This is a genomic window from Paenibacillus sp. JQZ6Y-1 (genome assembly GCF_040719145.1).
Classification (GTDB): domain Bacteria; phylum Bacillota; class Bacilli; order Paenibacillales; family Paenibacillaceae; genus Saccharibacillus; species Saccharibacillus kandeliae.
In genome coordinates this window covers 2,766,036-2,788,324 of the sequence record NZ_JBFDUZ010000001.1, presented here as the reverse complement: position 1 = coordinate 2,788,324, position 22,289 = coordinate 2,766,036, and the positions used below count along the sequence as shown (strand labels likewise).

Genomic DNA, 22,289 nt, shown 5'->3' with positions numbered 1-22,289 from the left:
AGCAAAAAATGTCCACTTCCACAATGAAAATGGCGCGCATCATGTATGCGTTTACTTTACAATGTGGCTGTACATGTGAAATCAGCATGAATATCGCAGCTTACAGATGGGAGCGTTTCTGAATATGAGCAAACAAGCATTGATCGTTAGCGGTGGTTGGGATGGACATCAGCCCAAGGAAGTCGCCGATTTATTCGCAGAATTGTTACGTGTGGAAGGTTTTGAGGTAGAGATTGCCTATACATTGGATGCTTTTCTAGATGAACAGAAGCTGATGCAGCTGGATCTGATCGTTCCTGTCTGGACGATGGGGGAGATTAGCAATGAGCAGTTGCAACCCGTACTGAATGCAGTAGCATCTGGTGTCGGTCTGGCTGGCTGTCACGGCGGTATGTGTGACTCGTTTCGGAACAGTGTAGAGTGGCAATTTATGACCGGATCGCAGTGGGTGGCGCATCCGTTTAACGACGGCGTGGAATATGACGTACGCATCGTAAAAACATCGTCCAGCCCATTGGTAGAAGGCATTCCTGATTTTAAAGTTGTTTCCGAGCAATACTATCTGCATGTCGATCCTGCCGTGAATGTACTGGCAACAACGACATTCCGCCTTAGCGAAGGTCCGCATTCTGCCAATGGTGAAATTGTAATGCCTGTCGTTTATACGAAGAAATGGGGCAAAGGCAACGTGTACTACAACTCACTGGGTCATCAGGTGAACATTTTTGATATTCCCGAAGCCAAAGAATTGATGCGCCGTGGACTGATCTGGGCAGCACGTTGATTCCTTGGCAGCAGACAAGTGGAGTGGGCAAGAAGACGTGATACGTTTGTCTATTGCGCATTTTAAGCATGGGTGCTTTTAAATAAATACACAAACAAATGACAACAGAAAGGTGAACCCCTTATGAGCAAAGTGAAAATCGGTATCATCGGCTGCGGCAATATTAGCGGCATCTATTTGGAAAATCTCACGCGCACTTTCGTTAACACCGAAGTCTACGCCTGTGCGGACTTTAATGAGGATAAGCTGAACGAAGCCATTGAGCAATACGGCGTACCCAATCGCTGGACAGCGGAGCAGATTATCGCCAGCGACGAGATTCAACTGGTCGTCAATCTGACCACACCGCCGGATCACTACGCGATCTGTCGTCAAGCATTGGAAGGCGGCAAACACGTTTACGTAGAAAAGCCGCTATCTCTATCTTATGAGCAGGGAAAAGAGCTGGTAGAGCTGGCAGAGTCCAAAGGGCTGCTGCTCGGCGGTGCACCGGATACATTTCTCGGTGCAGGGTTGCAAACCTGTCGCAAGCTGATCGACGACGGCTATATCGGCGATCCAGTAGCCGCAACCGCCTTTATGGTCAACCACGGACACGAAAGCTGGCACCCGAACCCGTCCTTTTACTACAAACCAGGCGGCGGTCCGATGTACGATATGGGACCATACTATCTGACTGCGCTCATTTCTCTACTTGGACCAGCGCAATCCGTATCCGGTATGACCAAAACCTCGCTACCTCAGCGTACGATCACAAGTCAGCCACGCTATGGCGAGATCATCGACGTCGAAGTACCAACCCATATCACCGGCACGATTCGTTTCCAAAATAACGCCATCGCCACCATGATCACCAGCTTCGACATCTGGAGCAGCACCTTACCCTTTATCGAAATCTATGGCACACTCGGCACCTTGATCATCCCAGACCCGAACACATTCGGCGGTCCCATCCGTTTACGTCCAGCCAACAGCGCCGACTTTATGGAATTTCCATTGATCCACCAATACGAAGAAAACAGCCGCGGCATCGGCATTTCCGACATGGCACACTGCATCCAACACGGTGGCATCCCAAGAGCTAACGGTCACTTAACCAGCCATGTCCTCGAAATCATGCAAGCCTTCCACACCAGCGCCGACACCCAAACACACCAAGTTCTCCAATCCACCTGCACCCAACCAACCCCTCTAAGCCCCAACCTAATCAAGGGCTACCTCACCTAAATGAAAAGGTGAAAAGTAAAAAAGAAAAAGCACAAATCCCAATCCTCACAAGCACCCTTCCCCGAAGCGGTGCTTTTTTTCCTATCTCCCTAAAAGCAAAACTGTAATATTGCATTCCTACTATTTACAGTCTATCACTTCAATGCGATATCACACGCTATATCAACTATTCTTTCAACTCTGCTACTAACCCACCCAAGCAGTCTTTTTAACCCCGTAACTCTAACCGGCTATTGGTCGCAACCCACAAACATGTTTTTTTATTCTTTTACATATAATTACCAAGTACCCCCAAGCGGAGGGAAGGGAATAAGGGAAAAGGGCGACTTATCGTGTTTGCGATTTTCAAACACAATGTTCAATGAAATGTGATTTTTGCAAAAGCAAAATATCTTACCTCTTTGGAGGGGCGGGAATCTTCATTCTCTCCCAAATCAAAAGATTCCCGCGGCTCTACCTGAGTCCCGTTCCCTTATCCCTTCCCGCAGCACTGCCCCTACATCCACCCGTAAAACTAAACAAAACCTCCTTCCAAATCCGCTCAAACCCCTCAAAAGTTAAAAACCTGCTTCCCCCACCCAATACATTATTATAAAATCAGGGTAATAAACCAAGAACGCACCACCAACCGTCCTACAGCTGCATCCTACACAACCAGCACCACCCTTCAACAAGAAGCATGCAGTTGCCACGACACATTATCATACGAAAGAAAGGATGTTACACATGTTTGGAAACGATTGGGATGATATACTGAAGGAAGAGATGGAGAAGCCTTATTTTAAAGAGCTGATGACTTGGCTGGACAAAGAATACGAGGAGCACACGATCTATCCGCCGCGTGATTTATTGTTTCAAGCCTTTCGTCTAACTCCGTACTCGGAGGTGAAAGCAGTCATTTTGGGACAAGACCCGTATCACGGAGCTGGACAGGCAGAGGGGTTAAGCTTTTCTGTACAACCCGGTGTGAAAGTACCGCCATCCTTGCGCAATATTTACATAGAATTGCAAGAAGACACAGGTGCAGCAATTCCGAAGCATGGTTCACTCGTTAGCTGGGGCAAGCATGGCGTGCTGCTGCTGAACACAGCACTAACGGTACGTGCCGGTCAGCCAGCCTCTCATCGGGGCAAGGGCTGGGAGCGATTTACCGATGCCGTGATTCAATTATTGAACGAACGTCAGCAACCGATGGTATTTGTTTTATGGGGCAATCATGCGGCAGAGAAGGAAGCGCTGATCAACACAGAGCATCACCTCATCATCCGTTCCGCGCATCCAAGTCCGTTTGCTGCACGCAAAGGCTTTTTCGGCAGCCGACCGTTTTCACGTACCAATTCATTTTTAACCGAACAAGGCCAGCAGCCGATTGACTGGACCATACCGGAGTTGACCTGATTATGGCGCATGGAGGTGGGATCATGAAACGGTGGGAAGGCAAGAAGGTCGTCATTACGCGAGATGATGAATACCATTCCAGATTGTACGGCACAATTCAGAATTGGGATGTAGAAAAAAATCGGCTGGTGCTACAACCCGGCTCTGTGCATGTGCTGCTGAATGATATTCTGCATATCAAGGAACTGGACAAGCTGCCACAGGATCTGAACTCAGCAGCATGGGAGCTGAATTCCGTCGGGTATGTGATGAAGCAGCCCGTTCAATTCGACAATGCGATTCTATTCAGCTCCAAGGTAATGATCTGGAAGGGCGATCAGCTGATCGAGCCGTTCGCCAAGCTGGTGCGTCATAATCGTGAACGGGTCGTGTTGGATGATCAGCGTGTTTTTGCCAAATCCGAGTATCAGTTTGTTGTTCGCTCACGTCGAGGATGCTAGAGAACGTCTTCGCCTAAACCGCATCACCATCATACAAATAGCGTGTACATGAAGTTTCGCATACTCACAAACGGTAACAGCGACTATCGTCCACCATACAGGACGATAGTCTTATTTTGGTAAAAATCAGGGTATATTTACAGATACGTCTTCAATTTTTTGGATTTTGTCCGATATTAGTTAAGGACTGGACATAGACGATACTATACTAAGGGGAGAAATAAATGATACGTATTTCCAAATTGGGAAAATGGACACTTATGCTGGTATTGCTCAGCACAATGATCTTTCCGAACGGGGTATTCGCTGCCGATTCGACTGCCGTTTCCCTTAAGTTTTCCGACGATAACACGCTGGCACTGTCTCTGGAAGATGATGCAACTGATCTGACGCTGTACACAGTGGATGGCAATGGCAACACAACGGACGTAACCGAGAAAGCCACCTGGTCTTCCAGTGCAGCGGCTGTAGCCACAGTAAAAGATGGTACAATCACTCCGGTAGGTAAAGGCTCTACAACGATCACTGCCAAGTATGGCGATCTAGCTGCTACCAAAAAAGTAACTGTAACTTCGCCGTATACAACGCTCACTCTGTCTCCAGACAGCGCGACGAATGTAACGATTGGCACACCGTATGAGTTTACCGCAACTGCGACGAAAACAGATGGAACGACCGTAGACGTAACCGATACCGTTACCTGGTCTACATATGACACCAAAGTAGCAAAAGTGGTGGATGGACAGGTTACCGGGATCTCGCAGGGCACAACTTCACTGACAGCCAAATATGCAGGTTTGACCGCAAGTGCAACACTGTATGTACGTTCTTCTTTCCAAGGTCTTATGCTGACCCCAGAAGACGATCAGGTCATGTTCATCGGACAGACACCAACGCAAATCAAAGCAGAGGTTGCTGATTCGACACAAGTGAAAGAGGTAACTGCGGATGTAACCTGGACATCCTCCAATCCGCTGAATGTCACCGCCGACAAAGGTCTGCTTACCCCATGGGTAGAAGGCACATCGACGATTAAGGCACAGTACGAAGATTTTACCAAAAGCTTTAAAGTAACAGTCTACAAAACAATGAAAAAGCTGGAGCCAAGCGTCACTTCGATTGATCTGGTAACTGGCGATTCCGTGACACTGCCAAAAGTAACTGGCACCGCGGTAGATGGTACAACAACCGATCTGTCCAAAGTAATCAACTGGACTGTGGATGGCTCTGTTGCTTCCCTGACTAGCAGCAAAATCACTGGTGAAGCTGCTGGTGACGTAACGCTGGTAGGTACAGTAGGGAATATGCAAGTCAGCATTCCAGTAAGTGTGAAAACAGAAGTGCTCAACCTGACACCAAGCGCAACAAGCTTGAGCGTGGTGGTAGGCTCGACAGCATCGCTGCCAACTGTACAAGCAGTATCTGCAGACGGCTCAACAGCTGATGTAAGTGACGATGTAGTATGGACATCTACGTCCAACAAACTGCTCGTACAAGGCGACAAAGTAAAATCATTGGTTAAAGGTTCCGCTTCTCTGAAAGGAACGTACCTGAACCAAACTGTACGTGTTAGCGTTAAAATGGAAAGCAAACTGGCTTCCATTACTGTATCGCCAACCGATATTAACCTGGCACTGAACAAAAGCAAATCAATCAGAGTGACAGGAAAGTATGTAGACGGTAAGTCTGTAACCCTGTCCACCAAAATGAACTGGGTATCTTCCAATACAGCAGTAGCTACCGTAAAAGGTACTTCCGTTAAAGCGATTGGCATGGGTACAACTACGCTGACAGGCTCGTATCAAGGATTGACCGCTACTGTCAAAGTCACAGTAAGCGCACAGGTCAAAAAACTGACCTTCTCCGAAAAATCGCTGAAAATGACAACCGGTACAACAACGATTCTGCTCGTAACGGCAGAATATGATACAGGTGAAACAGTAGATGTAAGCAAAAATGCAACATGGACATCGTCCAAAACGAATGTAGCAACTGTAAGTGGTGGTAAAATTACAGCTGTATCCAAAGGTGTTTCTGCGATTCGTGCGGAATTCGACGGTAAACGTGTAAGCACAAACGTGAACGTCAAGGATGCAGCAGGTAAATAATCCCTTTTCATATAGCGACCTGTCCAGTCTGGTGAATCGCTATTCCGATTACCGGTAGCTAGCTGATCTAGCAGATATCTGCTGGATGCTAAACCAAAGACAATCTATGTTGAGCCGCTTCCTATCTCTACGGAGAAGGGAGCGGCTTTTTCTTAGGGATAAAAGAGGGGGAAGTGAACGATACGGAGGAGAATCAGCAGAATGCTGTTGCCAAAAAGCAATAGGGATCTTATAATATCAAAAGAACATATGTTCCTGTTTATCTATTTCTATCTTATCTATTCGTATTTTATCCAATCACAGCATCCTATCTGAATACGCATAAGGTAAGGCTTTGGGCGAATGGTATTGGTCATAGAAGCATACGGATTGGGTTTATGTTATCTCTGCAAAAGCACAGGAGGTGACCGAGCATGCTGGACGATGCAGAACGCAAACTGCTGCGGATATTGTTTAACTTTTTTGCCTCAAGGCGGCGGATGCCGGTATGGAAGGAGCTGACCGCCATGACCTATAAGACGCGATCCCAGCTTACAGATACACTGCTATCGCTGGAATCGCAGCAATACATACATTGGCAAGACCACTCTGGACCTCATACCATCGTTATGATTGAGGGCTGGGAGCGCAAGGACAAGCCGTTGCCACGCCGCTTTGCACCTACCGATACCTCCTATTGGACGCAATATTAAAATAAAGCGTTAGTCGCATAATGGAGAACACGCAGGTAGACAGTGAATTGTTTACAAGTTGGATACAATGACGAGCGTGTACCGATACAACTGTTGGTTAAAGTAAGGACAGGAACAACAACAGACATCCGGTACATCATCGGATCAAACCCAACATTAAAGGAGTCCTTCATATGAAATCGAAAACATGGATCACCGTCGCATTGGCAGCAGGAATGACGCTTACTACATCCGCAGGTGTGTACGCAGGCACCAAGCTGGAATCTATTCGCGCTTACGTCAATCATGGCATTCAGATCGAAGTGAATGGCAGTGCCTATACCGCCAAAGGATCAAATGGAGAGCAGCTAGCACCGATCACGTATAATGGCTCTACGTATCTACCTGTACGTGCGATGGCAGATGCACTGAATGTCCCTGTAAACTATAACGCCTCCGCAGGCAAAGTATCACTAGGCACCTCGTCCGGCTCTGGCAATAGTAGCAACGGTAGCGGTAGCTCGACAGGCAGTACCAGCAGCCTGAAATCAATCACATACACGACCGCCCAGATCAATCAGATCAAACAAGCACGAAGTGGCTTTGGCGTAGACGCATTCGCTGTACCATACGCCCCAACGCAAATCGGCAGCCAAGATTCCTTTATCAAAGTCGCTGCCGCAGACGGTGCAGACAGCGTTAACCTGCTGTACAAGCATATGCGCGTCTCCGCAGCAGCACGCGATAACAGCGGCGGTGATTTTGGCAAAGGCGGTACACAGGTGAAGCTGAGTAACGGTGTAACTGGTAATTACTATGCAGCAAATGGCGACACTGGAGCACAGGTGACCTTTGAATGGAAAGGTAACTATTTTACCATCACAGCACTGGATAGCAGCCTGACCAAGGATCAGCTGATTGGTGTAGCCGGATCGGTAAGCAAGCTGTAACATAAACAGAAGCTGATGATGTTCACTCAGGATAGATGATAGCCAATCCAACAGATACTCGATAATTTGAATAGCAAAAGGGATGCAGATGTCGTATCTGCATCCCTTTGTACTTGGCAAGCTAGGATTGACAGCGCTCTTTTGATTTGATATATTAAATCTTGTGATTATAATATGACCTGTTAGCTCAGCGGGAGAGCACTATCTTGACAGGGTAGGGGTCAGTGGTTCGATCCCACTACAGGTCATCGCCAAAAGTCCTTGAGAAATCAAGGGCTTTTTTGTTATGTCATGATATAACGTAATCCCAATCATATCGCCTACCTTTGTGATTTATTATGTTAAATTAAGCATAATGAATCATTTTTTTGTATAAAAACAGAATTTAAATAATTAAAAATTTAAACATTAGGTACAAATACCTATAAATTTTCGATGAAAACGTGCGAATATAAATATAAGCGATACTAAATTGCTAATTTAGTGAAAGGATTCGTTTAGGTCTTTGGGGTGAAAAAGAATATGTATTGATTCATTGAGAAAATACAAACAAGCGGCAGCAAGGAAATGTAACAGGTTCGGCTGCTACGCCGCTCAAAGGAGAATATCAACATAATGTCTATTTTTTCTGTAAAACGCAATACGTCTGACCTTCAACCATTGCTTGATGCTGCCGATCAACTGGCGAAGCAACCTTCCAATCGCTTACAACTACAAACTGAAGATCCAACTATTCTTGGTGTGGTTCATCATGTCAATTATGCGCTGGATCATGTACATAAACAAAATAAGTATCTTTCTGTCTGTATGAAATTGACGCACAAATCTATGAATACAGCGTTTTGGGATTTGGCAATTGAAGGTGGCGATCCACTGAATCCAGATAATGTTTTTTTCTGGACAGACGAACTCCGTCACTTGCTCGGCTACAAAGATGAAACTGATTTTCCGAACGTGATGAGCAGTTGGTCTTCTGCTTTACATCCTGATGATCAAGAACAAGTATTTGCTGCATTTATGGGTCATTTACTAGATCATAGCGGTCGAACAGAATTCGATATTCACTACCGTCTGCGGCTGAAAACAGGGGATTATCGCTGGTTCCGTGCTACCGCAGAAACAGAGCGAGATGCAAAAGGAGTACCGCTGTACGTGACTGGTGCTTTGATGGATGTGCATGAAAAGTATATTCGCGATCAGCAGCTTGAAATGTTGGTTGTGCGATATGATCTCATTAGCAAAGCGCTGGTCGAAGCACCGTGGGATATGACAGTAGAAGCTGGCGATCCAGTAAATCCCAAAAACGAAATCTGGTATTCGTCGCAATTCCGCGAGATGCTGGGTTTTCATAGTGAGCAGGAATTCCCCAATATATTGAGCAGCTGGAGTGAACGTTTACACCCAGAGGATGCGCAGCGCGTCGTGCAAGCATTTGCCGATCATATGCTGGATCATAGCGGTCGTACTCCATTTGATCTCGATTACCGCATTCAGCTAAAAAATGGCGACTATCGCTGGTGTCATGCGAATGGCACAACGAATCGCGATGCGAAAGGAGTGCCGCTACGTGTTGCAGGCACACTGCGAGATATTACCTTTGAGAAAAACAAAGAAACCATCGTCCAAGCGATGACTGAGCGGATGAACCAACTGTCACACTCGATTTCGGAAATGGCGACAGCGATCAACTCTGTATCTGGACAAGCGCAGGAAGTTTCAGGTGCTCAAGAGCATTCGATTCAAGCAGCAAACCGCGCCAAAGTGAGTGCCGACGAAACACAAAACATTTCCAACCTGATCCGTGAGATTGCGAATCAGACGAATATGCTTGGCTTGAATGCATCGATTGAAGCGGCTAGAGCTGGTGAGATGGGACGAGGCTTTTCAGTCGTCGCTGATGAAGTACGTAAGCTGGCAATCAACAGTGCCAGTGCGACTGAGAATATTGAGAAAAGTCTCAGCGAGATGAAAGAACAAATTGAGCAAATTTTGTTCCAGATCAGCAATATGACTACTCTCACTCAATCACAGGCAGCATTAACAGAGCAACTGAATGCCTCTATGAATGAGATTGATCATATGGCTCGCTCTATTTCGGATTTAACTAGCCAAATTTGATAAGCAGTCGCTGCGCCTAGCTCTAGTGATGCGCTGCCAGTTGATTGGGTTGTAAAGATCAGTTGATGATAAAAAGAATACTAGACATACGTGGTACAGACTCCATATACATGTCGGTAATTACAGATAGCACAATGCCCCGTCTATGTTAGCATAGCGGGGCATTTCGTCGGTTTGGGGCAAATGCTGATCGGTATTAGCTTAGTATCACACGACATAAGAAAATATTTATCATATGCATATGTGTATTCGATGATTAGATAGGAAATGACAAGTATCATAATTAGAGACACAGAGACACAGAGACACAGAGACACAGAGACACAGAGACACAGAGACACAGAGACACAGAGACACAGAGACACAGAGACACAGAGACACAGAGACACAGAGACACAGAGACACAGAGACACAGAGATGCACGTACAATACGGATTACTGAAAATTTGCTTTACTGGCAATTTCGTAGCAGGGGAATGGATATGATCAGCGAATAGAATATTTATGAAGTTATAGCATGTCGAAGTATACTCTCTATTTTATGAATCATTAGACGACATTTACGATATAAGAATATACTTTAAGTTTGACGCCATATGATCTGTATTCATATGCAATCCTATCAAAAAGGAGATTGTCCATCATGAACAAAACTCTGATGAACCGAGTGCTTGGAATTGTGTTTGCGATTGTGCTCGTTTTTGTAGTCCTGATTCCGTTGACGACTCTTTTCATGACGATCAAGCTGGCTTTGCGAGATGTACCGCTTAGTGTGTTGGTATGGATTGGTCTGGCACTGGTTGTTGTGCGGTTATTCACGTATACGGTGAGAACGGGAAAGACTACCGTTTGATGCGTTAGGAGTTGTATGTATCTGTACAAGCGAATATGTAGTATAATTCTTGGCGCTCTATGAGGATTAAGCAGTCATCAAATATTGCTTAGTTCTCATAGAGCGCTTCTTTTTTATAGAAGCATCATCGCTATACTTAGCCAAAAGCCAAAAGCCAAAAGCTACAATGGGAAGCGAGATAAGTAGGTTGCTTAGACTCAACAGTTAGAATACCAAATACTTCATTCATCCGTATTCACCATCGTCCTTGATCCCTTGCTATACCTACGTTTTTGGCTTCCGAGGTTGCACTTTGCAGTCAACATTTACATAATAGAAAAAAGCACAAATCAATCATCTAACCAAGCAGAGACAAAGGAGGGAGATGCATGGCTGAGCAGGCTTATGCGTATATCGACAAAACGGCGAATCAGGTGTTCCATGTGTTAATCGACTATGAGGATGCAAGGAAGCATGCCAAAGGCTCTATCATCGAATACAAAGGTGAGCATGAATGCGGGTATCCCGTTGTGGAGGGCAAGCCCTTGGTCATTTATACCCGCAATATGATGGAGAAGCACGAGCGTTCTATCCCAACCTATGTGCAGGCGGCTATTGATGCACTACGCTGACGTGCGTATATATACAATCTCATTAGACTTGTGTAAATAGGATGTTGTTGTTACGTCTTCCTGTAAAATCATATCTGTTCGTGTTCTACAATTCAGCGTGCCTTGATGTGTTGCAATCAAGCTTGGGCGACCCTCCGAATGATGGAGGGTTTTTGCCTATGTTCTCTTTGTATATTGTGCACAACTTTGTGTATAATGTAGATTCGAGAAAGCTAAGTGTCCAAGTGTTGGACGTTTAATTTAGAGTTAAAAGGAGAGTAACCAATGAGTCAACGTTATCGCATTACGCGCGAAATGCAAAATATTGATGAGAGTGCCAAGGAAATTACGCTGGAGGAATGCAAAGCGTATTTTGCAACGCAAGCGGATATGGAATATACCAGCGTATTTACGGTCAAAGGCGAAGCAACGATGTCAATTGAAGGTGACTTCTTCCTATGGCATCAAGGAACGGCAACGATTCCGTTTCGTCATTATGGCGGCGATCTGTACGTATCCGGTGCCAATGAAGCAGTCATTCCGAAGATGATTGAAGTAGCCAGCGTATTGCGCGCAGATGTATCGGAAGACTGATGTCAGTATAAGCACTTTCGGTGCAAGCTATGCGAATAGGTTTCCTGTTATAATCGTTCGTAGCAGCTGGTATTGATCATAATTAGACGCATGTATGCAACAATGTATATAGCTAGCAATTAAGCATTCCTGTCAAACATAAAATCGGATAAGCAGCAGCGTTATACTGCATGCTTATTCGATTTTTTTGCTTGGTCCTATTGTTTCATCCATGCAAGATAGATCGAAAAGGTGGGGAGACGGTTGAATCAAAGTATGATTCTTCTGCTGCATGTAGGATGAAAAGCAGATGTGCATGAGGGAGAAGCAGAAGGATGGATGCTTGATTTTCTGTATTGAAAAAGCTACCAATTCACGTATAATTTATGTATGTATTTGAATTAGGAGGAAGAAAATTGCTTGATGCAATAAGATTTGTATTCTTTTCCAGTGTTGAGAATTTGGCAGTTTTCGCACTGATGCTTTCGATTTTTCGATTACGTCCGCTGGACTATATTGGATCGGTAGCGATAATTTCGCTCATTATGAGTTTGATTAGCTATCTGATTCGAGCGGAGCTGGAGTTATCGTCGATTATGACAGCGGTGAGTACGATCTCATTTATTCTAATCATGACGACCATTGTACGCGTGCCTGTGTTATGGTCTACGATTATCGCGGTATGCGGGATTCTGGTGTATGCGATCATCCAAGCGCTTGTTATTCTTGGGCTGTATGGTTCGTTTACATCGGATATGCAGTATTCGGTGGCAGGTTCGATTATTCAGGTCGTTTCCAGTCTGATTGCTGTCGGTATCTGTTATGTCCTTCATTTGTTCAAGTTCGGATTTATCGCTGACTTTGAGAAATTCCGCTTTAAGTTTGAGCATATCGCAATTGTGATCTTTACCATTGCCGCTCTGATATTTGCCTCATTTCTCATGTATTACAACAACCTCTATTACATCATTATCTTCTTCGCGCTATTGGCAGGAATATTCATCTACTATTCCATTATGAAGGAGCGGGCGGCCTATGATTGAATATCTGGCTGAACGAACTGCGCAACATATTAAGCGTGTGGTCCCACATCATCCTTCCAGCACTGCCGTTCTCACATATGCTTTATCCATTGTCATCAATATAACCTCGATTATATTGGTGACGATGCTTCTCTCCATGCTGCTTGGCACCTTCGGGCGTGCCATGCTCATCATGTTCTCCTTTGCTGTATTACGCCAATTCACGGGTGGCTATCATCTAAAAACGGGAATGGCGTGTGTATGGTTCTCCTCTCTTCTGTTTGTCGCGTTATCCATGGTGACATTGCCGTCTATCTATTGTATAATTTTGACATGTATGAGTATGATGCTCATTCTTTGTTATGCTCCATCTCATCTAGCAAAACATTCCCGTATTCCTGAAACTTACTATCCGCTGCTCAAAATAGTGGGCTGCTGTCTGGTCGCGATCAACCTTTATGTGCTGTCTGTGCCGGTTGCGCTGGCTTTCTTCGTTCAATCAGCTAGTCTGATTCGAAGGAGGTGATCCTATGCGCGCAATCCAACATGGATATTTTGTGCTGGCAACCGTGTTGTCTTCATTGAGCCTGTTTTTTGTCAGTATATCCAGCTCGCTGTTCGTTTATTCTCCAGAAGCACCCGAGGAGCTCTTACAGAAATAATTATAGGAGTGATCGTGTTGTTGCAAGTAACCAGAGAACAAGAGAAACAAACCTACTCACTTGAGATTGCCGTATCTGCTGTCTGGTTCATGAGCTATGATCGCCGTAAAGACCGGATCGTGGTACATACACAGGACGGAACGTATTATATGAACGGCTCGATCAAGCACTGGGCTAGTCATTTGCGGGAACAGGGGTATCATTTTTTAGAGGTGGATCGTGGAGTATTGATCCATGCAGACAGTATCGTTTGGATCGACCTGATGCGTAAAGAAGCCTACTTTGAAATGGAAACCAACCGCAAATCAAAAAAATGCGGCATCGCCCATCATCGGTTTTTGAATACCGTGGATGAGCTACACCGCATGAATCCGGGTCTCAGTATTACATCGCCTGCCTGATGAAGGCAGGCTTTTTTGTGCGTTCAGGTGGAGAAGGAGATGGGATGTCTGAAATCCTTCTCGTTGCAACAGCAACATACGAATCAGACATATAACACAGTTCTTATGACATATTGTAAGATGTAGTGGAATCCGATGTAGATGTAGCGTTACATCGTCAACCGTTGAAACAGCCAAAATGCAGCCACACAAACCGCCGCGGCGTTAACAACGATAAAGGTGCGCGGATACCATCGGGTGCGATACCACAGAGTTAGCAATGGTAGAGCAATCGCAAGCAAGGTCAATTGCGTCAACTCAATACCGAGATTGAAGCTAAGCAGGGCAGGGACAAGCTGATTCGTAGGTAGCTGCATATCCACTAACAAATCGGCAAAACCGAGTCCGTGAATAAGCCCGAACAGAAAGGTCAGCCACCAGCGATTCCGGGCATTACGGCGAAAAAACAAATTTTCCAATGCGACATAGACGATACTGGCGGCAATCATCGACTCTACAAACCGCGATGGCAGCGTGGCAATACCAAGTACAGACAGCGCCAGTGTAAGACTATGGGCAATCGTGAATGACGTGATGATTTTGACGTAATCGCGCAATCGCATACGCAGCACGATCAAGGTGAGGAGAAACAGAAGATGATCAGTTCCCGTCAAAATATGCTGCGAGCCAAGTCGGAGAAAGGTGAGCCAGCCGCTGCTGTCCACTTTGCTGCTGCCATCCACATGGTTGATCTCCACCTGAAAGCTCCATGGTGCTTGAAACAGGGCAGAGGTGGATTGAATCGTACCTTCATTTATAACATTGATAAAATTAGCGTATTCGCTAGGGATAACTTGATGAAAATCATCCTGAAGGCTTATAGTATCCAGTTTGCCCGTCACTGGAAGATGTACAGTGAGCGTAACCAGCTTGGCATTGGGCAGCAGCAGATCGCTATAGCTGATCTTGTCCTTGAATTTGAAATGCTCTTTGTCCGGCAGTTCACTGTTCAGCACCAAAGTACCCGTACTCAAATCAACGGGCTGCCCCTGATCCTGTACATGCAAATACTGATGGAACCATGCCATAATACGATCATGAGCAGCAGATAGCTCCTGCTCATCCAAATAATAATCCTGATTACGATCCACACCGGGCAATGCCTCCAGCACAGATAGATCATCAAGCGCATATTGCAGAGTCATCTGCCCATCGCTATAGCTGATTCGGGTAAAAGCGACGCTGTACGCATGAGCAGAAGCGGTACGCAGCGGCAGCATATTCATACTCATCAGCAGCAAAAAGGCCAGCACATACAAGCTGGCTGGCCGAAACGGTAAACGGTGAAATCGATTCACAGCGGATGTAGGGGATATCATTTACAGATACCCCATTGGATCAACCGGATTGCCATTGATGCGTACTTCAAAGTGACAGTGCGGTCCAGTCGAGTTCCCAGTGGAGCCGACTTCGGCGATTTTGTCACCTTTGCCTACACCTTGACCGACCGATACCATCGTACCGCCGTCGCGAATATGCGCATACAGCGTTTGGATACCGTTACCGTGGTCAATAATAACCACATTGCCGTATCCATTCATCCAGCTTGCCACGACGACTGTACCGCCATCTGCGGCATAGATTGGTGTACCTTGAGGAGCGGCGAGATCAATACCAGTGTGCATTTTATACTGTCCGGTGATCGGATGATAACGATAACCGAATGGGGAAGAGATGCGCGCACCGACGACTGGCATGGTCATGATGCCACTACCGCTTGGCTGGTAATTGCCGCCAGAATCGCCGGGAGCGTCACTGCCACCGCCATCATCGGAGCTGCTGTCATTGTTGCTGGCTGGTGCCTGTGCGGACTGAGCAGCCTGTTGTTGTGCCGCAGCGGCTGCTGCCGCTTCAGCAGCGCGACGTGCTTGCTCAGCCGCACGAGCGCGTGCTTCCGCCTGTGCACGTTCCTCACGTTCGCGACTTTCGGCAGCTGTTTTTTCCTGATACAACGAGGCGCGTTGATCGGCAAGCGCCCATAATTGCTGCTCCTGATCGGCGCTGATGTCATCGGCGTTTTCGATCTGGGCATTGTATTTGGTAATGAGAATATGTTTTTGATTTTCCTTGGCGCTCAATTCGGCTTTACGGGTTGCCTTTTCGGCATAGAGCGATTTGGCACGCGCGTAATCGGCAGTTAGCTGGTTCTGCGTAATAATGACCTGCTGCTTATCCTGTTCCTGCTGCTGCAAAATATCCTGATCCTGCTCCACGATCATACGCAGTGAGTCGGCACGAGCGAGAAAGTCAGAGAAATTGTTCGCCGACATTAACACGTCCAAATAAGACACAAAGCCATCGGTATACATCATACGCACGCGTGTATCGATCATGCCTTCACGCGTTTGAATACGCTGCTTGGCTTCTTGCAGATCTTGCTTTGCCTGACGCAGACCAGCTTCCGTCTGGGAAATATCATTGGAGACGCGAGCGAGCTGCGTGCTGACATCGTTGATAGCAGTCAATACGTTACCAAGATCATCCTGAGCACGCTGCTTGAGCGCTTGAGATTGTTGCTTTTGCGCTTCAGCGGCTTTTTGCTTAGCAGTGGCATCCTTGGATTGTTGTTCAACGGCATCCAGTTCGTGTTGCAATTCATTTGACGACTTGGCTGCATAACCTGGCTGCACGATTGCACCAGTCAGCAGCAATACGGCTGCGAAGGATATTAATGTTTTCAATTAAGCGCCCATCCTTTATTATGCGTTTTTCATTGATGCCGTTACTCAAGATGCCGTACATTCCCTTGCATCTGTCCCCAATTGGCTATAACGTTTTGATGTCACTCATACATGACAATCGAATCAAAGCAGGAGCATAACCCCCGTAAAATCTCCTACTTTTCTCCCGGTTATTAGCTATGTTCGACCACGTCATTGTACTTCCCTGCCTGTGGAGACGAAAATAATACAAAAGGTTTAAAAATCGTAATATTTACTATTAAGAATATAGCAGTGCAGTACTGGATCGTCAATGGAAAGTGCAGTATCTCAGCGCTACTGTGAGCAATACCGAATAATCAGGAGCATAGTATGCAAAATGATACCGCTATCATTATTATATTCACGAAAATTACATAATTTCTGGTAAAAAACTTGCAAAAAGCTGTTTGAAATGTGTGCAGGAAGGTGATATACAAATTAGAAATCGTTGCACTGAATCTTACATTTACAATCACTTTCATATTGATAACAAACACGGGGTACTTCCCGTCACGCGCAGCCATTCAGCTGACGCCATATTATATACAACGGAGGATGAACATCATGATGGAAAATACACAAGAACAAGGTACATTTAACATAGACAACCGCGAGCTGGATTTTATGTCCCAAATTCAGCAGATCGTTAGCAACCACAACAACTCCGACTTGGCGGTACGTGGGAAAGTGAAACAACTGCTGACACAATACATGGAAACAAACTAAAGCAGCGTCCCCTCTATTTTTATCACACACGATCCTACTCTATACGTATCGGCTAATAAGTCGAGAATCATAGGAGATCAAGGGTCCTCTAAATAAAAAACGCGCAGAACGGTCGTAAGACCGCAGCTGCGCGTTTTTGTTTATTGTTGCATGACACCGCTTGTTCGGTGACTTAAAAAAATAGTTGTTTTCTGGTATGATACGAAAATGAATGTTTGTCAGGAGGTTGACCGATGATCCATAGCAGTATATCGTCTACCCTTAAACCACTTTCGACAACCAAATACTGGACTGTTCAATCATTAGAGGCATGGGACGCTGCACAACGCAGTGGATTTTTGCATGGGCATCCTGAACATATTATGTTTATGAAGCCGTATCATTGGATGATGAGCCAGATGGGACAGCGTTTGCCCGGATATGATGGCAGCTATCCAGTCTGGGTATGGCCGCAGCAGCCGGATTTGCAGGAGCTGCACCATTATACCGGACGTCAGCAATGTGTCTGCTTGACGCTGAGATTGCAGCCGGAGGATGTATTGCTCTCGGATTTTGAGGAGTGGCATGCGGTGTTGAATGATACATTCAACGCGCGCAATCATCGGGAGTGGCAACGTTACCGCGCTGGATATGGAATGATCTCGAAGGAACAGAGCTGGCAGCGCATCTTTGATACGGAGCGACCGGATAACGAATCGTTAACGGGGCAATCCGGTTGGCGACAGCTACAGGGCGTAACAGGAGCTGTGCCATTAGAGCAGGTAATTCGGGTAGAGCATTTGAATGAAACATCGGCTCGGAAACGGTATGATTATGTATAAAGTACATAGGGGTCGCAGTCTTCGCGTGAAGAAGATTGCGATTTTTTTGTGTCTTTTCTGATGAAATTGTTAGCTTATACCATATAGGGGTATAGTGTATAAAGAGACGTTCGTATAGGGAATGATCATAGAGCCGAACACGAGCATGACCTTGAATATCACGAAGGGAGCTAACAACATGAATACAGCCAAAGGAAGCAAGACGTTTCAGGGAGCGAACTCATCGAAGGGAAGCAAATCATCCAAATGGATGGTGTATAGCGGCATACTTGCGCTAACCTTACTGCTCAGTGCTTGTGGAGACAATAGCGCCACAACGGGTACAACGAGTCAACAGAAAACAGGGAGTACCACAGAAAACAGTGCAACCAACGCTGGCTCTATGGAAACGAATATGTTGGGTACAACGGATACTGAACAAGAGATGGAGGATAGCGACGATCATCAAGACAATGATATGGAGCATAACGATGGAGAAGAAGCGCCAGATGATATGAAAGCAGCAGCTCAGCCCGAATTTGCAGTTGGGAGTCAGGTGATCATTCAAGCCGATCATATGAAAGGGATGAAGGGTGCCAAAGCGACAGTGAGCGGTGCTTATGATACGACGGTATATTCCGTATCTTATACACCGACCAATGGCGGTCAACCTGTTAGCAATCACAAATGGGTAGTCCATGAGGAAATTGAGGATGCTTCGGCAACGCCTTATAAAGTCGGCGATCAAGTTGTGCTTGATGCCGATCATATGCAAGGGATGGATGGGGCGCACGCCACGATCGATTCCGCGCAACAAACGACTGTATATATGGTGGATTACACACCAACGGAAGGCGGTCAGCCAGTCAAAAATCATAAGTGGCTCATTGGAGATGAATTGTCGGCGAATCAATAAGGTATACGGATGCCATGAAATGGTGTCGTATTGATGATCATAAGGTGTTCTCATTTCAAGCACAAGCTTACAGTGCGAAATGGTTGTAGGCAGACTAATAGTCATTCATTACAATCCGCAGGCAGTGATTCATTTGCTGCCTGCTTATTTGTGGTTAATGGGGGGAATACGGGATGTCTCTCTGCGCTTCGAATGATGCCCCCTATTCTGTAACTGGTTAATATTCATGTATACTGTGTAAGGATAGTCATGTATACATGAGGATCGAGATCAAGCGATGAAAGCTAATACAGGAGGGTTTTACGTCATGAGTGAATTTACATATACAGGGTTCATGCACCGTGCGATGGATATTTATGCTCAGCATGGAAGCGCAGCGGCGCATCATTTTGTGTGCGAACATGTAGAGGATGGTCAGGCAAATCCGGCGCAGCTGTACAATTTGCAATACTCGTTGCGTGCGGCATGTGGACGTAAGGAAGAAGCGCTGGCACTGCTTAAAGAAGCAGTACTGGAAAAGGGATATTGGTATAGCCCAGATTATTTACTGGATGATGAGGATTTGTCTGAGCTGCGCGATGAGCCAGGTTTTGAACAGGTAGTTGCGGTATGTCGTGATCGAGAAGCTCAAGCCATTGCCCAAAGTACGGCGGCACTTCAAATCGTACTGCCGGATGATGAGCAGTCGCCCTCCTCACTGCGGACATTGTTTGTTCTGCATGGCGAATTGGAAAATAACGAAGCTGTTGAGCCAGTCTGGAAACCGGCGCTAGACCGAGGATACAAGCTGGCATTGCTGCAATCGTCACAGGTTCAATTTTCTGATGCGTATGATTGGAACGATATGGAGCAAGCATCCGGTGAATTGGAGCATGCGATGATGGAGTTGGCACGAATCGATAGTGGATTACCGGTAGCAGGTGAGCCGGAATCGGCAACGGAGCGTGCGCAAGAGCATATGCAGGACGGTGAACGTACAACCGCACCATTTACGGCGCATAAGCCAGTGCTAGCGGGCTTCTCGGCAGGTGCAAGGGTAGCGCTGTATACTGCTGGATTGTACCCGGCTGCGGCGGCTGGACTGATTCTAGTGGCACCGTGGCTCCCACATCCAGAAGAATGGCAGGAAGCGTTAAATGACTGGAAAGAACATGGTATGAAATTGTATATGATTTGTGGGGAACACGATGAGGATTGCCGTCCGGGTGTGGAGGAATTGGCCGCTGAATTGAAGGCGCGCGATATTCCGCATGTCTTGCATATGCTACCCGGCTTGGAGCATAATTATCCGGTCCATTTTACCGATTTGTTGCAGCAGGCTGTGGATTGGATGCAGGCGTGAGTGTTCATTTCTAGAGGAACAGGCTATAATGACACATATGAAGATAACGACCGGAGCTGTACCGAATGACGGGCAGGCGGCCAATGAATGGATAGAAGGATGAGTGAACGGTGTGAAGATCGCAATATTTGATTCTGGCATCGGTGGGTTAACGGTGCTGCATGAAGCTATGAAGCTCATGCCGGACGAGGATTATCTGTTTTATGCGGATACCCAGCATGTGCCATATGGTGAGAAAAGCAAAGACGAAGTGAAGCGATATGTGATGGAAGCCGCGCAGTATATGGCGGATCAGAATGTCAAAGCGATTGTACTCGCATGTAACACGGCGACCAGTATCGCTGTTACTGCATTGCGGGAGCGGTATGATTTTCCGATTCTTGGCATTGAACCGGCAGTGAAGCCAGCGGTGCAAAATAGCGCGATTAAGCACAAAAAAGTGCTTGTGATGGCAACACGTTTAACTTTAAATGAAGAGAAGTTTCATAATCTGGTCAAAAGCATCGACACACAGGATCTGGTCGAAAGCTTGCCGATGCCGGGCTTGGTGGAGCTGGCGGAGCGGCGGCAATTTGACGATGCGCATGTGATGGCGTATCTGGATGAAGCGTTGGCGGGTTACAAACTGGATGAATACGGGACAGTTGTACTGGGCTGTACGCATTTTCCTTTTTTCCGAGATCAGCTGCGGCGGTATTTTCCAGAAGAAGTCGATATTATCGATGGCAGCAACGGCACCGCGCGCCATTTGCAGCATGTGCTGGAAGCACGCGGTCAATTGGGCGGCGGTCACAGTAAGGTGGAGTTTGTTACATCCGGCGAGCCTGTGAACGCAGCTGAGGAGCTTGCGGATTATCATGAGTTGCTGAATCGATTATCGCGACTTTGATGGTGTTGTGCGAATGCTCCTTTGATGATGTAATGAGTTTGATGTCATTTGATGTAGTGGGAATGCTTCCCAGATACTTATGAAGATGAGCAGCATACGACTACATCCCATCTGCATAACAATCAGAAGCAGTAACAATTTAAAAGCAATAACAGTGAACAGCGGCTCTCGATAGAGAAAGCCGCTGTTTTTTCGTATTGTTTTTTATTGAATTGTTTTCGGGATTCCGATGGAGAGGAGTGGCTGAATAACCGTAAAGATGTAACTTGTGATTCAGGCGATCAGGAGATATGTGACACAGGCGAAGGCTCGGTCGTCGTTTGCTTCATCTTGCTCATTGTTGATGAACGTCGAGTAGTTGGTGATGTACGAGAATAGCTGTTGGTTTTGGAGTGAGAAGGGCGATGGCGTGTATTTGTAGAAAAGTGGGATGTGAACATGGTTCTTTTATCGTTAGGTTTCGTGGTTGTCGATCTATGAGCATGTGTAACAGGAGATGATGAAGCTGTGGCAGACGCTACTTCCTTTGTCATCTGGTTGGCTGACTGTGCCGCCAGTTCCTTAACCGAAATCGTTGGTCGTATAGCTTTGGAAGGCTGCCAGGCGAGAATATTTTCTTGTTTAAAGGTGCGTGGTTCACCGGAACGAAGACAGTCGGCATAGACAAGACCATTGCGAATATGCCGAATCTCGATACGGCGCTGGGACAGCTTGCCTGTCTGATCCAGATATACAATTTCAAGCAATTGTCCAATATGGTTGGCTAGCATAATCATCCCTCTAATCAGAACGTTTGTTCGTTTATTTATATCTATTATATACGAACAAGTGTTCTTTTTCAATCATTAAATGAGTCGTTTCGTCCTATAATATTCGTTTATCAATATATCTTTTATGGGTAATGAGAGGGAGAGTAACTTGCTAAATTTTTGTAGGCTACATTGAGGTTTGACGCGATATTTTCATGAATCGTAACGTTACATAAGCTGTAGTGACAGTATGTAGCAAGGTTGAAGTAACGGAAGATACAGAGCCTCGATAATCGCTTGATCGAATTTTGATAATCAGAGAGGAGCAC

Annotated in this window: 23 protein-coding genes and 1 tRNA gene; 21 read left to right on the top strand and 3 right to left on the bottom strand. The window is 46.1% G+C overall.

Annotated features, from left to right (window positions below; translation table 11 throughout):
• The first annotated feature begins 124 nt into the window (after positions 1–124).
• From ABXR35_RS11930 to ABXR35_RS11855, 16 genes are all read left to right on the top strand, one after another.
• A complete protein-coding gene (locus ABXR35_RS11930) occupies positions 125–784 on the top strand; it encodes a ThuA domain-containing protein (protein WP_367060015.1) in 660 nt (219 codons plus the stop codon).
• Positions 785–907: 123 nt separating this feature from the next.
• Positions 908–2,011 (top strand): Gfo/Idh/MocA family protein, encoded by a 1,104-nt coding sequence (locus ABXR35_RS11925; RefSeq protein ID WP_367060012.1) that lies wholly within the window; start codon positions 908–910, stop codon positions 2,009–2,011.
• Positions 2,012–2,728: 717 nt separating this feature from the next.
• Positions 2,729–3,409: a uracil-DNA glycosylase gene (locus tag ABXR35_RS11920; RefSeq protein ID WP_367060009.1), complete on the top strand. Its 681-nt coding sequence runs from the start codon at positions 2,729–2,731 to the stop codon at positions 3,407–3,409.
• Between the two features lie 23 nt (positions 3,410–3,432).
• Positions 3,433–3,849, top strand: coding sequence for a hypothetical protein (locus tag ABXR35_RS11915; protein ID WP_367060006.1), 417 nt, complete (start codon positions 3,433–3,435; stop codon positions 3,847–3,849).
• A 224-nt stretch (positions 3,850–4,073) separates the two neighbouring features.
• Positions 4,074–5,957, top strand: a complete 1,884-nt coding sequence (locus ABXR35_RS11910) for an Ig-like domain-containing protein (protein WP_367060003.1) — start codon at positions 4,074–4,076, stop codon at positions 5,955–5,957.
• A 413-nt stretch (positions 5,958–6,370) separates the two neighbouring features.
• Positions 6,371–6,649, top strand: a complete 279-nt coding sequence (locus ABXR35_RS11905; protein WP_367060000.1) for a hypothetical protein — start codon at positions 6,371–6,373, stop codon at positions 6,647–6,649.
• 173 nt (positions 6,650–6,822) lie between these two features.
• Positions 6,823–7,578, top strand: coding sequence for a stalk domain-containing protein (locus ABXR35_RS11900; protein WP_367059997.1), 756 nt, complete (start codon positions 6,823–6,825; stop codon positions 7,576–7,578).
• Between the two features lie 176 nt (positions 7,579–7,754).
• Positions 7,755–7,826, top strand: a tRNA-Val gene (locus tag ABXR35_RS11895).
• Between the two features lie 367 nt (positions 7,827–8,193).
• Complete coding sequence (locus ABXR35_RS11890) at positions 8,194–9,696, top strand: methyl-accepting chemotaxis protein (RefSeq protein WP_367059994.1); 1,503 nt, start codon at positions 8,194–8,196, stop codon at positions 9,694–9,696.
• 643 nt (positions 9,697–10,339) lie between these two features.
• Positions 10,340–10,549, top strand: a complete 210-nt coding sequence (locus ABXR35_RS11885) for a hypothetical protein (RefSeq protein ID WP_367059992.1) — start codon at positions 10,340–10,342, stop codon at positions 10,547–10,549.
• Between the two features lie 368 nt (positions 10,550–10,917).
• A complete protein-coding gene (locus tag ABXR35_RS11880; protein WP_367059989.1) occupies positions 10,918–11,160 on the top strand; it encodes a hypothetical protein in 243 nt (80 codons plus the stop codon).
• Between the two features lie 264 nt (positions 11,161–11,424).
• A complete protein-coding gene (locus ABXR35_RS11875; RefSeq protein WP_367059986.1) occupies positions 11,425–11,733 on the top strand; it encodes a hypothetical protein in 309 nt (102 codons plus the stop codon).
• Between the two features lie 395 nt (positions 11,734–12,128).
• Complete coding sequence (locus ABXR35_RS11870) at positions 12,129–12,755, top strand: hypothetical protein (RefSeq protein ID WP_367059983.1); 627 nt, start codon at positions 12,129–12,131, stop codon at positions 12,753–12,755.
• Entirely contained in the window at positions 12,748–13,260 is a 513-nt protein-coding gene (locus ABXR35_RS11865; protein ID WP_367059980.1) for an accessory gene regulator ArgB-like protein, read from the top strand. The genes ABXR35_RS11870 and ABXR35_RS11865 overlap by 8 nt, the downstream gene beginning before the upstream one ends.
• Positions 13,261–13,264: 4 nt before the next feature.
• A complete protein-coding gene (locus ABXR35_RS11860) occupies positions 13,265–13,396 on the top strand; it encodes a cyclic lactone autoinducer peptide (protein ID WP_367059977.1) in 132 nt (43 codons plus the stop codon).
• Between the two features lie 20 nt (positions 13,397–13,416).
• Positions 13,417–13,797, top strand: a complete 381-nt coding sequence (locus ABXR35_RS11855) for a hypothetical protein (protein WP_367059974.1) — start codon at positions 13,417–13,419, stop codon at positions 13,795–13,797.
• Positions 13,798–13,946: 149 nt separating this feature from the next.
• Here ABXR35_RS11855 and ABXR35_RS11850 read toward each other — a convergent pair whose 3' ends face one another.
• A complete protein-coding gene (locus ABXR35_RS11850; RefSeq protein ID WP_367059971.1) occupies positions 13,947–15,155 on the bottom strand; it encodes a HupE/UreJ family protein in 1,209 nt (402 codons plus the stop codon).
• Positions 15,156–16,517, bottom strand: coding sequence for a murein hydrolase activator EnvC family protein (locus ABXR35_RS11845; RefSeq protein WP_367059968.1), 1,362 nt, complete (start codon positions 16,515–16,517; stop codon positions 15,156–15,158).
• A 585-nt stretch (positions 16,518–17,102) separates the two neighbouring features.
• Here ABXR35_RS11845 and ABXR35_RS11840 point away from each other — a divergent pair.
• The 5 genes from ABXR35_RS11840 to murI all read left to right on the top strand — a co-directional run bounded on the left by ABXR35_RS11840 (position 17,103) and on the right by murI (position 21,211).
• A complete protein-coding gene (locus ABXR35_RS11840; RefSeq protein ID WP_367059965.1) occupies positions 17,103–17,264 on the top strand; it encodes a hypothetical protein in 162 nt (53 codons plus the stop codon).
• A gap of 233 nt (positions 17,265–17,497) precedes the next feature.
• Positions 17,498–18,085 carry a DUF3841 domain-containing protein gene (locus tag ABXR35_RS11835; RefSeq protein WP_367059963.1) on the top strand — a complete coding sequence of 196 codons (588 nt, stop codon included), beginning with the start codon at positions 17,498–17,500 and terminating at the stop codon, positions 18,083–18,085.
• Between the two features lie 382 nt (positions 18,086–18,467).
• Positions 18,468–18,980 (top strand): YdhK family protein, encoded by a 513-nt coding sequence (locus ABXR35_RS11830; RefSeq protein ID WP_436669365.1) that lies wholly within the window; start codon positions 18,468–18,470, stop codon positions 18,978–18,980.
• A 307-nt stretch (positions 18,981–19,287) separates the two neighbouring features.
• The gene (locus ABXR35_RS11825) at positions 19,288–20,322 is read left to right on the top strand and encodes an alpha/beta hydrolase (RefSeq protein ID WP_367059961.1); all 1,035 of its coding nucleotides are present in this window, start codon (positions 19,288–19,290) and stop codon (positions 20,320–20,322) included.
• Between the two features lie 112 nt (positions 20,323–20,434).
• Entirely contained in the window at positions 20,435–21,211 is a 777-nt protein-coding gene (gene murI / locus ABXR35_RS11820) for a glutamate racemase (RefSeq protein ID WP_367059959.1), read from the top strand.
• Between the two features lie 281 nt (positions 21,212–21,492).
• Here the strand turns inward: murI and ABXR35_RS11815 are convergent, their stop codons facing one another.
• Entirely contained in the window at positions 21,493–21,981 is a 489-nt protein-coding gene (locus ABXR35_RS11815) for a hypothetical protein (protein ID WP_367059957.1), read from the bottom strand.
• Between the last annotated feature and the right edge of the window lie 308 nt (positions 21,982–22,289).

Excerpts from the sequence above, each read along its gene's own strand:
- ABXR35_RS11930 (WP_367060015.1), top strand. The coding sequence starts at position 125 with ATGAGCAAACAAGCATTGATCGTTAGCGGTGGTTGGGATGGACATCAG.
- ABXR35_RS11925 (WP_367060012.1), top strand. The coding sequence starts at position 908 with ATGAGCAAAGTGAAAATCGGTATCATCGGCTGCGGCAATATTAGCGGC.
- ABXR35_RS11920 (WP_367060009.1), top strand. The coding sequence starts at position 2,729 with ATGTTACACATGTTTGGAAACGATTGGGATGATATACTGAAGGAAGAG.
- ABXR35_RS11915 (WP_367060006.1), top strand. The coding sequence starts at position 3,433 with ATGAAACGGTGGGAAGGCAAGAAGGTCGTCATTACGCGAGATGATGAA.
- ABXR35_RS11910 (WP_367060003.1), top strand. The coding sequence starts at position 4,074 with ATGATACGTATTTCCAAATTGGGAAAATGGACACTTATGCTGGTATTG.
- ABXR35_RS11905 (WP_367060000.1), top strand. The coding sequence starts at position 6,371 with ATGCTGGACGATGCAGAACGCAAACTGCTGCGGATATTGTTTAACTTT.
- ABXR35_RS11900 (WP_367059997.1), top strand. The coding sequence starts at position 6,823 with ATGAAATCGAAAACATGGATCACCGTCGCATTGGCAGCAGGAATGACG.
- ABXR35_RS11890 (WP_367059994.1), top strand. The coding sequence starts at position 8,194 with ATGTCTATTTTTTCTGTAAAACGCAATACGTCTGACCTTCAACCATTG.
- ABXR35_RS11885 (WP_367059992.1), top strand. The coding sequence starts at position 10,340 with ATGAACAAAACTCTGATGAACCGAGTGCTTGGAATTGTGTTTGCGATT.
- ABXR35_RS11880 (WP_367059989.1), top strand. The coding sequence starts at position 10,918 with ATGGCTGAGCAGGCTTATGCGTATATCGACAAAACGGCGAATCAGGTG.
- ABXR35_RS11875 (WP_367059986.1), top strand. The coding sequence starts at position 11,425 with ATGAGTCAACGTTATCGCATTACGCGCGAAATGCAAAATATTGATGAG.
- ABXR35_RS11865 (WP_367059980.1), top strand. The coding sequence starts at position 12,748 with ATGATTGAATATCTGGCTGAACGAACTGCGCAACATATTAAGCGTGTG.
- ABXR35_RS11860 (WP_367059977.1), top strand. The coding sequence starts at position 13,265 with ATGCGCGCAATCCAACATGGATATTTTGTGCTGGCAACCGTGTTGTCT.
- ABXR35_RS11850 (WP_367059971.1), bottom strand. The coding sequence starts at position 15,155 with ATGATATCCCCTACATCCGCTGTGAATCGATTTCACCGTTTACCGTTT.
- ABXR35_RS11840 (WP_367059965.1), top strand. The coding sequence starts at position 17,103 with ATGATGGAAAATACACAAGAACAAGGTACATTTAACATAGACAACCGC.
- ABXR35_RS11835 (WP_367059963.1), top strand. The coding sequence starts at position 17,498 with ATGATCCATAGCAGTATATCGTCTACCCTTAAACCACTTTCGACAACC.
- ABXR35_RS11830 (WP_436669365.1), top strand. The coding sequence starts at position 18,468 with ATGGAAACGAATATGTTGGGTACAACGGATACTGAACAAGAGATGGAG.
- ABXR35_RS11825 (WP_367059961.1), top strand. The coding sequence starts at position 19,288 with ATGAGTGAATTTACATATACAGGGTTCATGCACCGTGCGATGGATATT.
- ABXR35_RS11815 (WP_367059957.1), bottom strand. The coding sequence starts at position 21,981 with ATGCTAGCCAACCATATTGGACAATTGCTTGAAATTGTATATCTGGAT.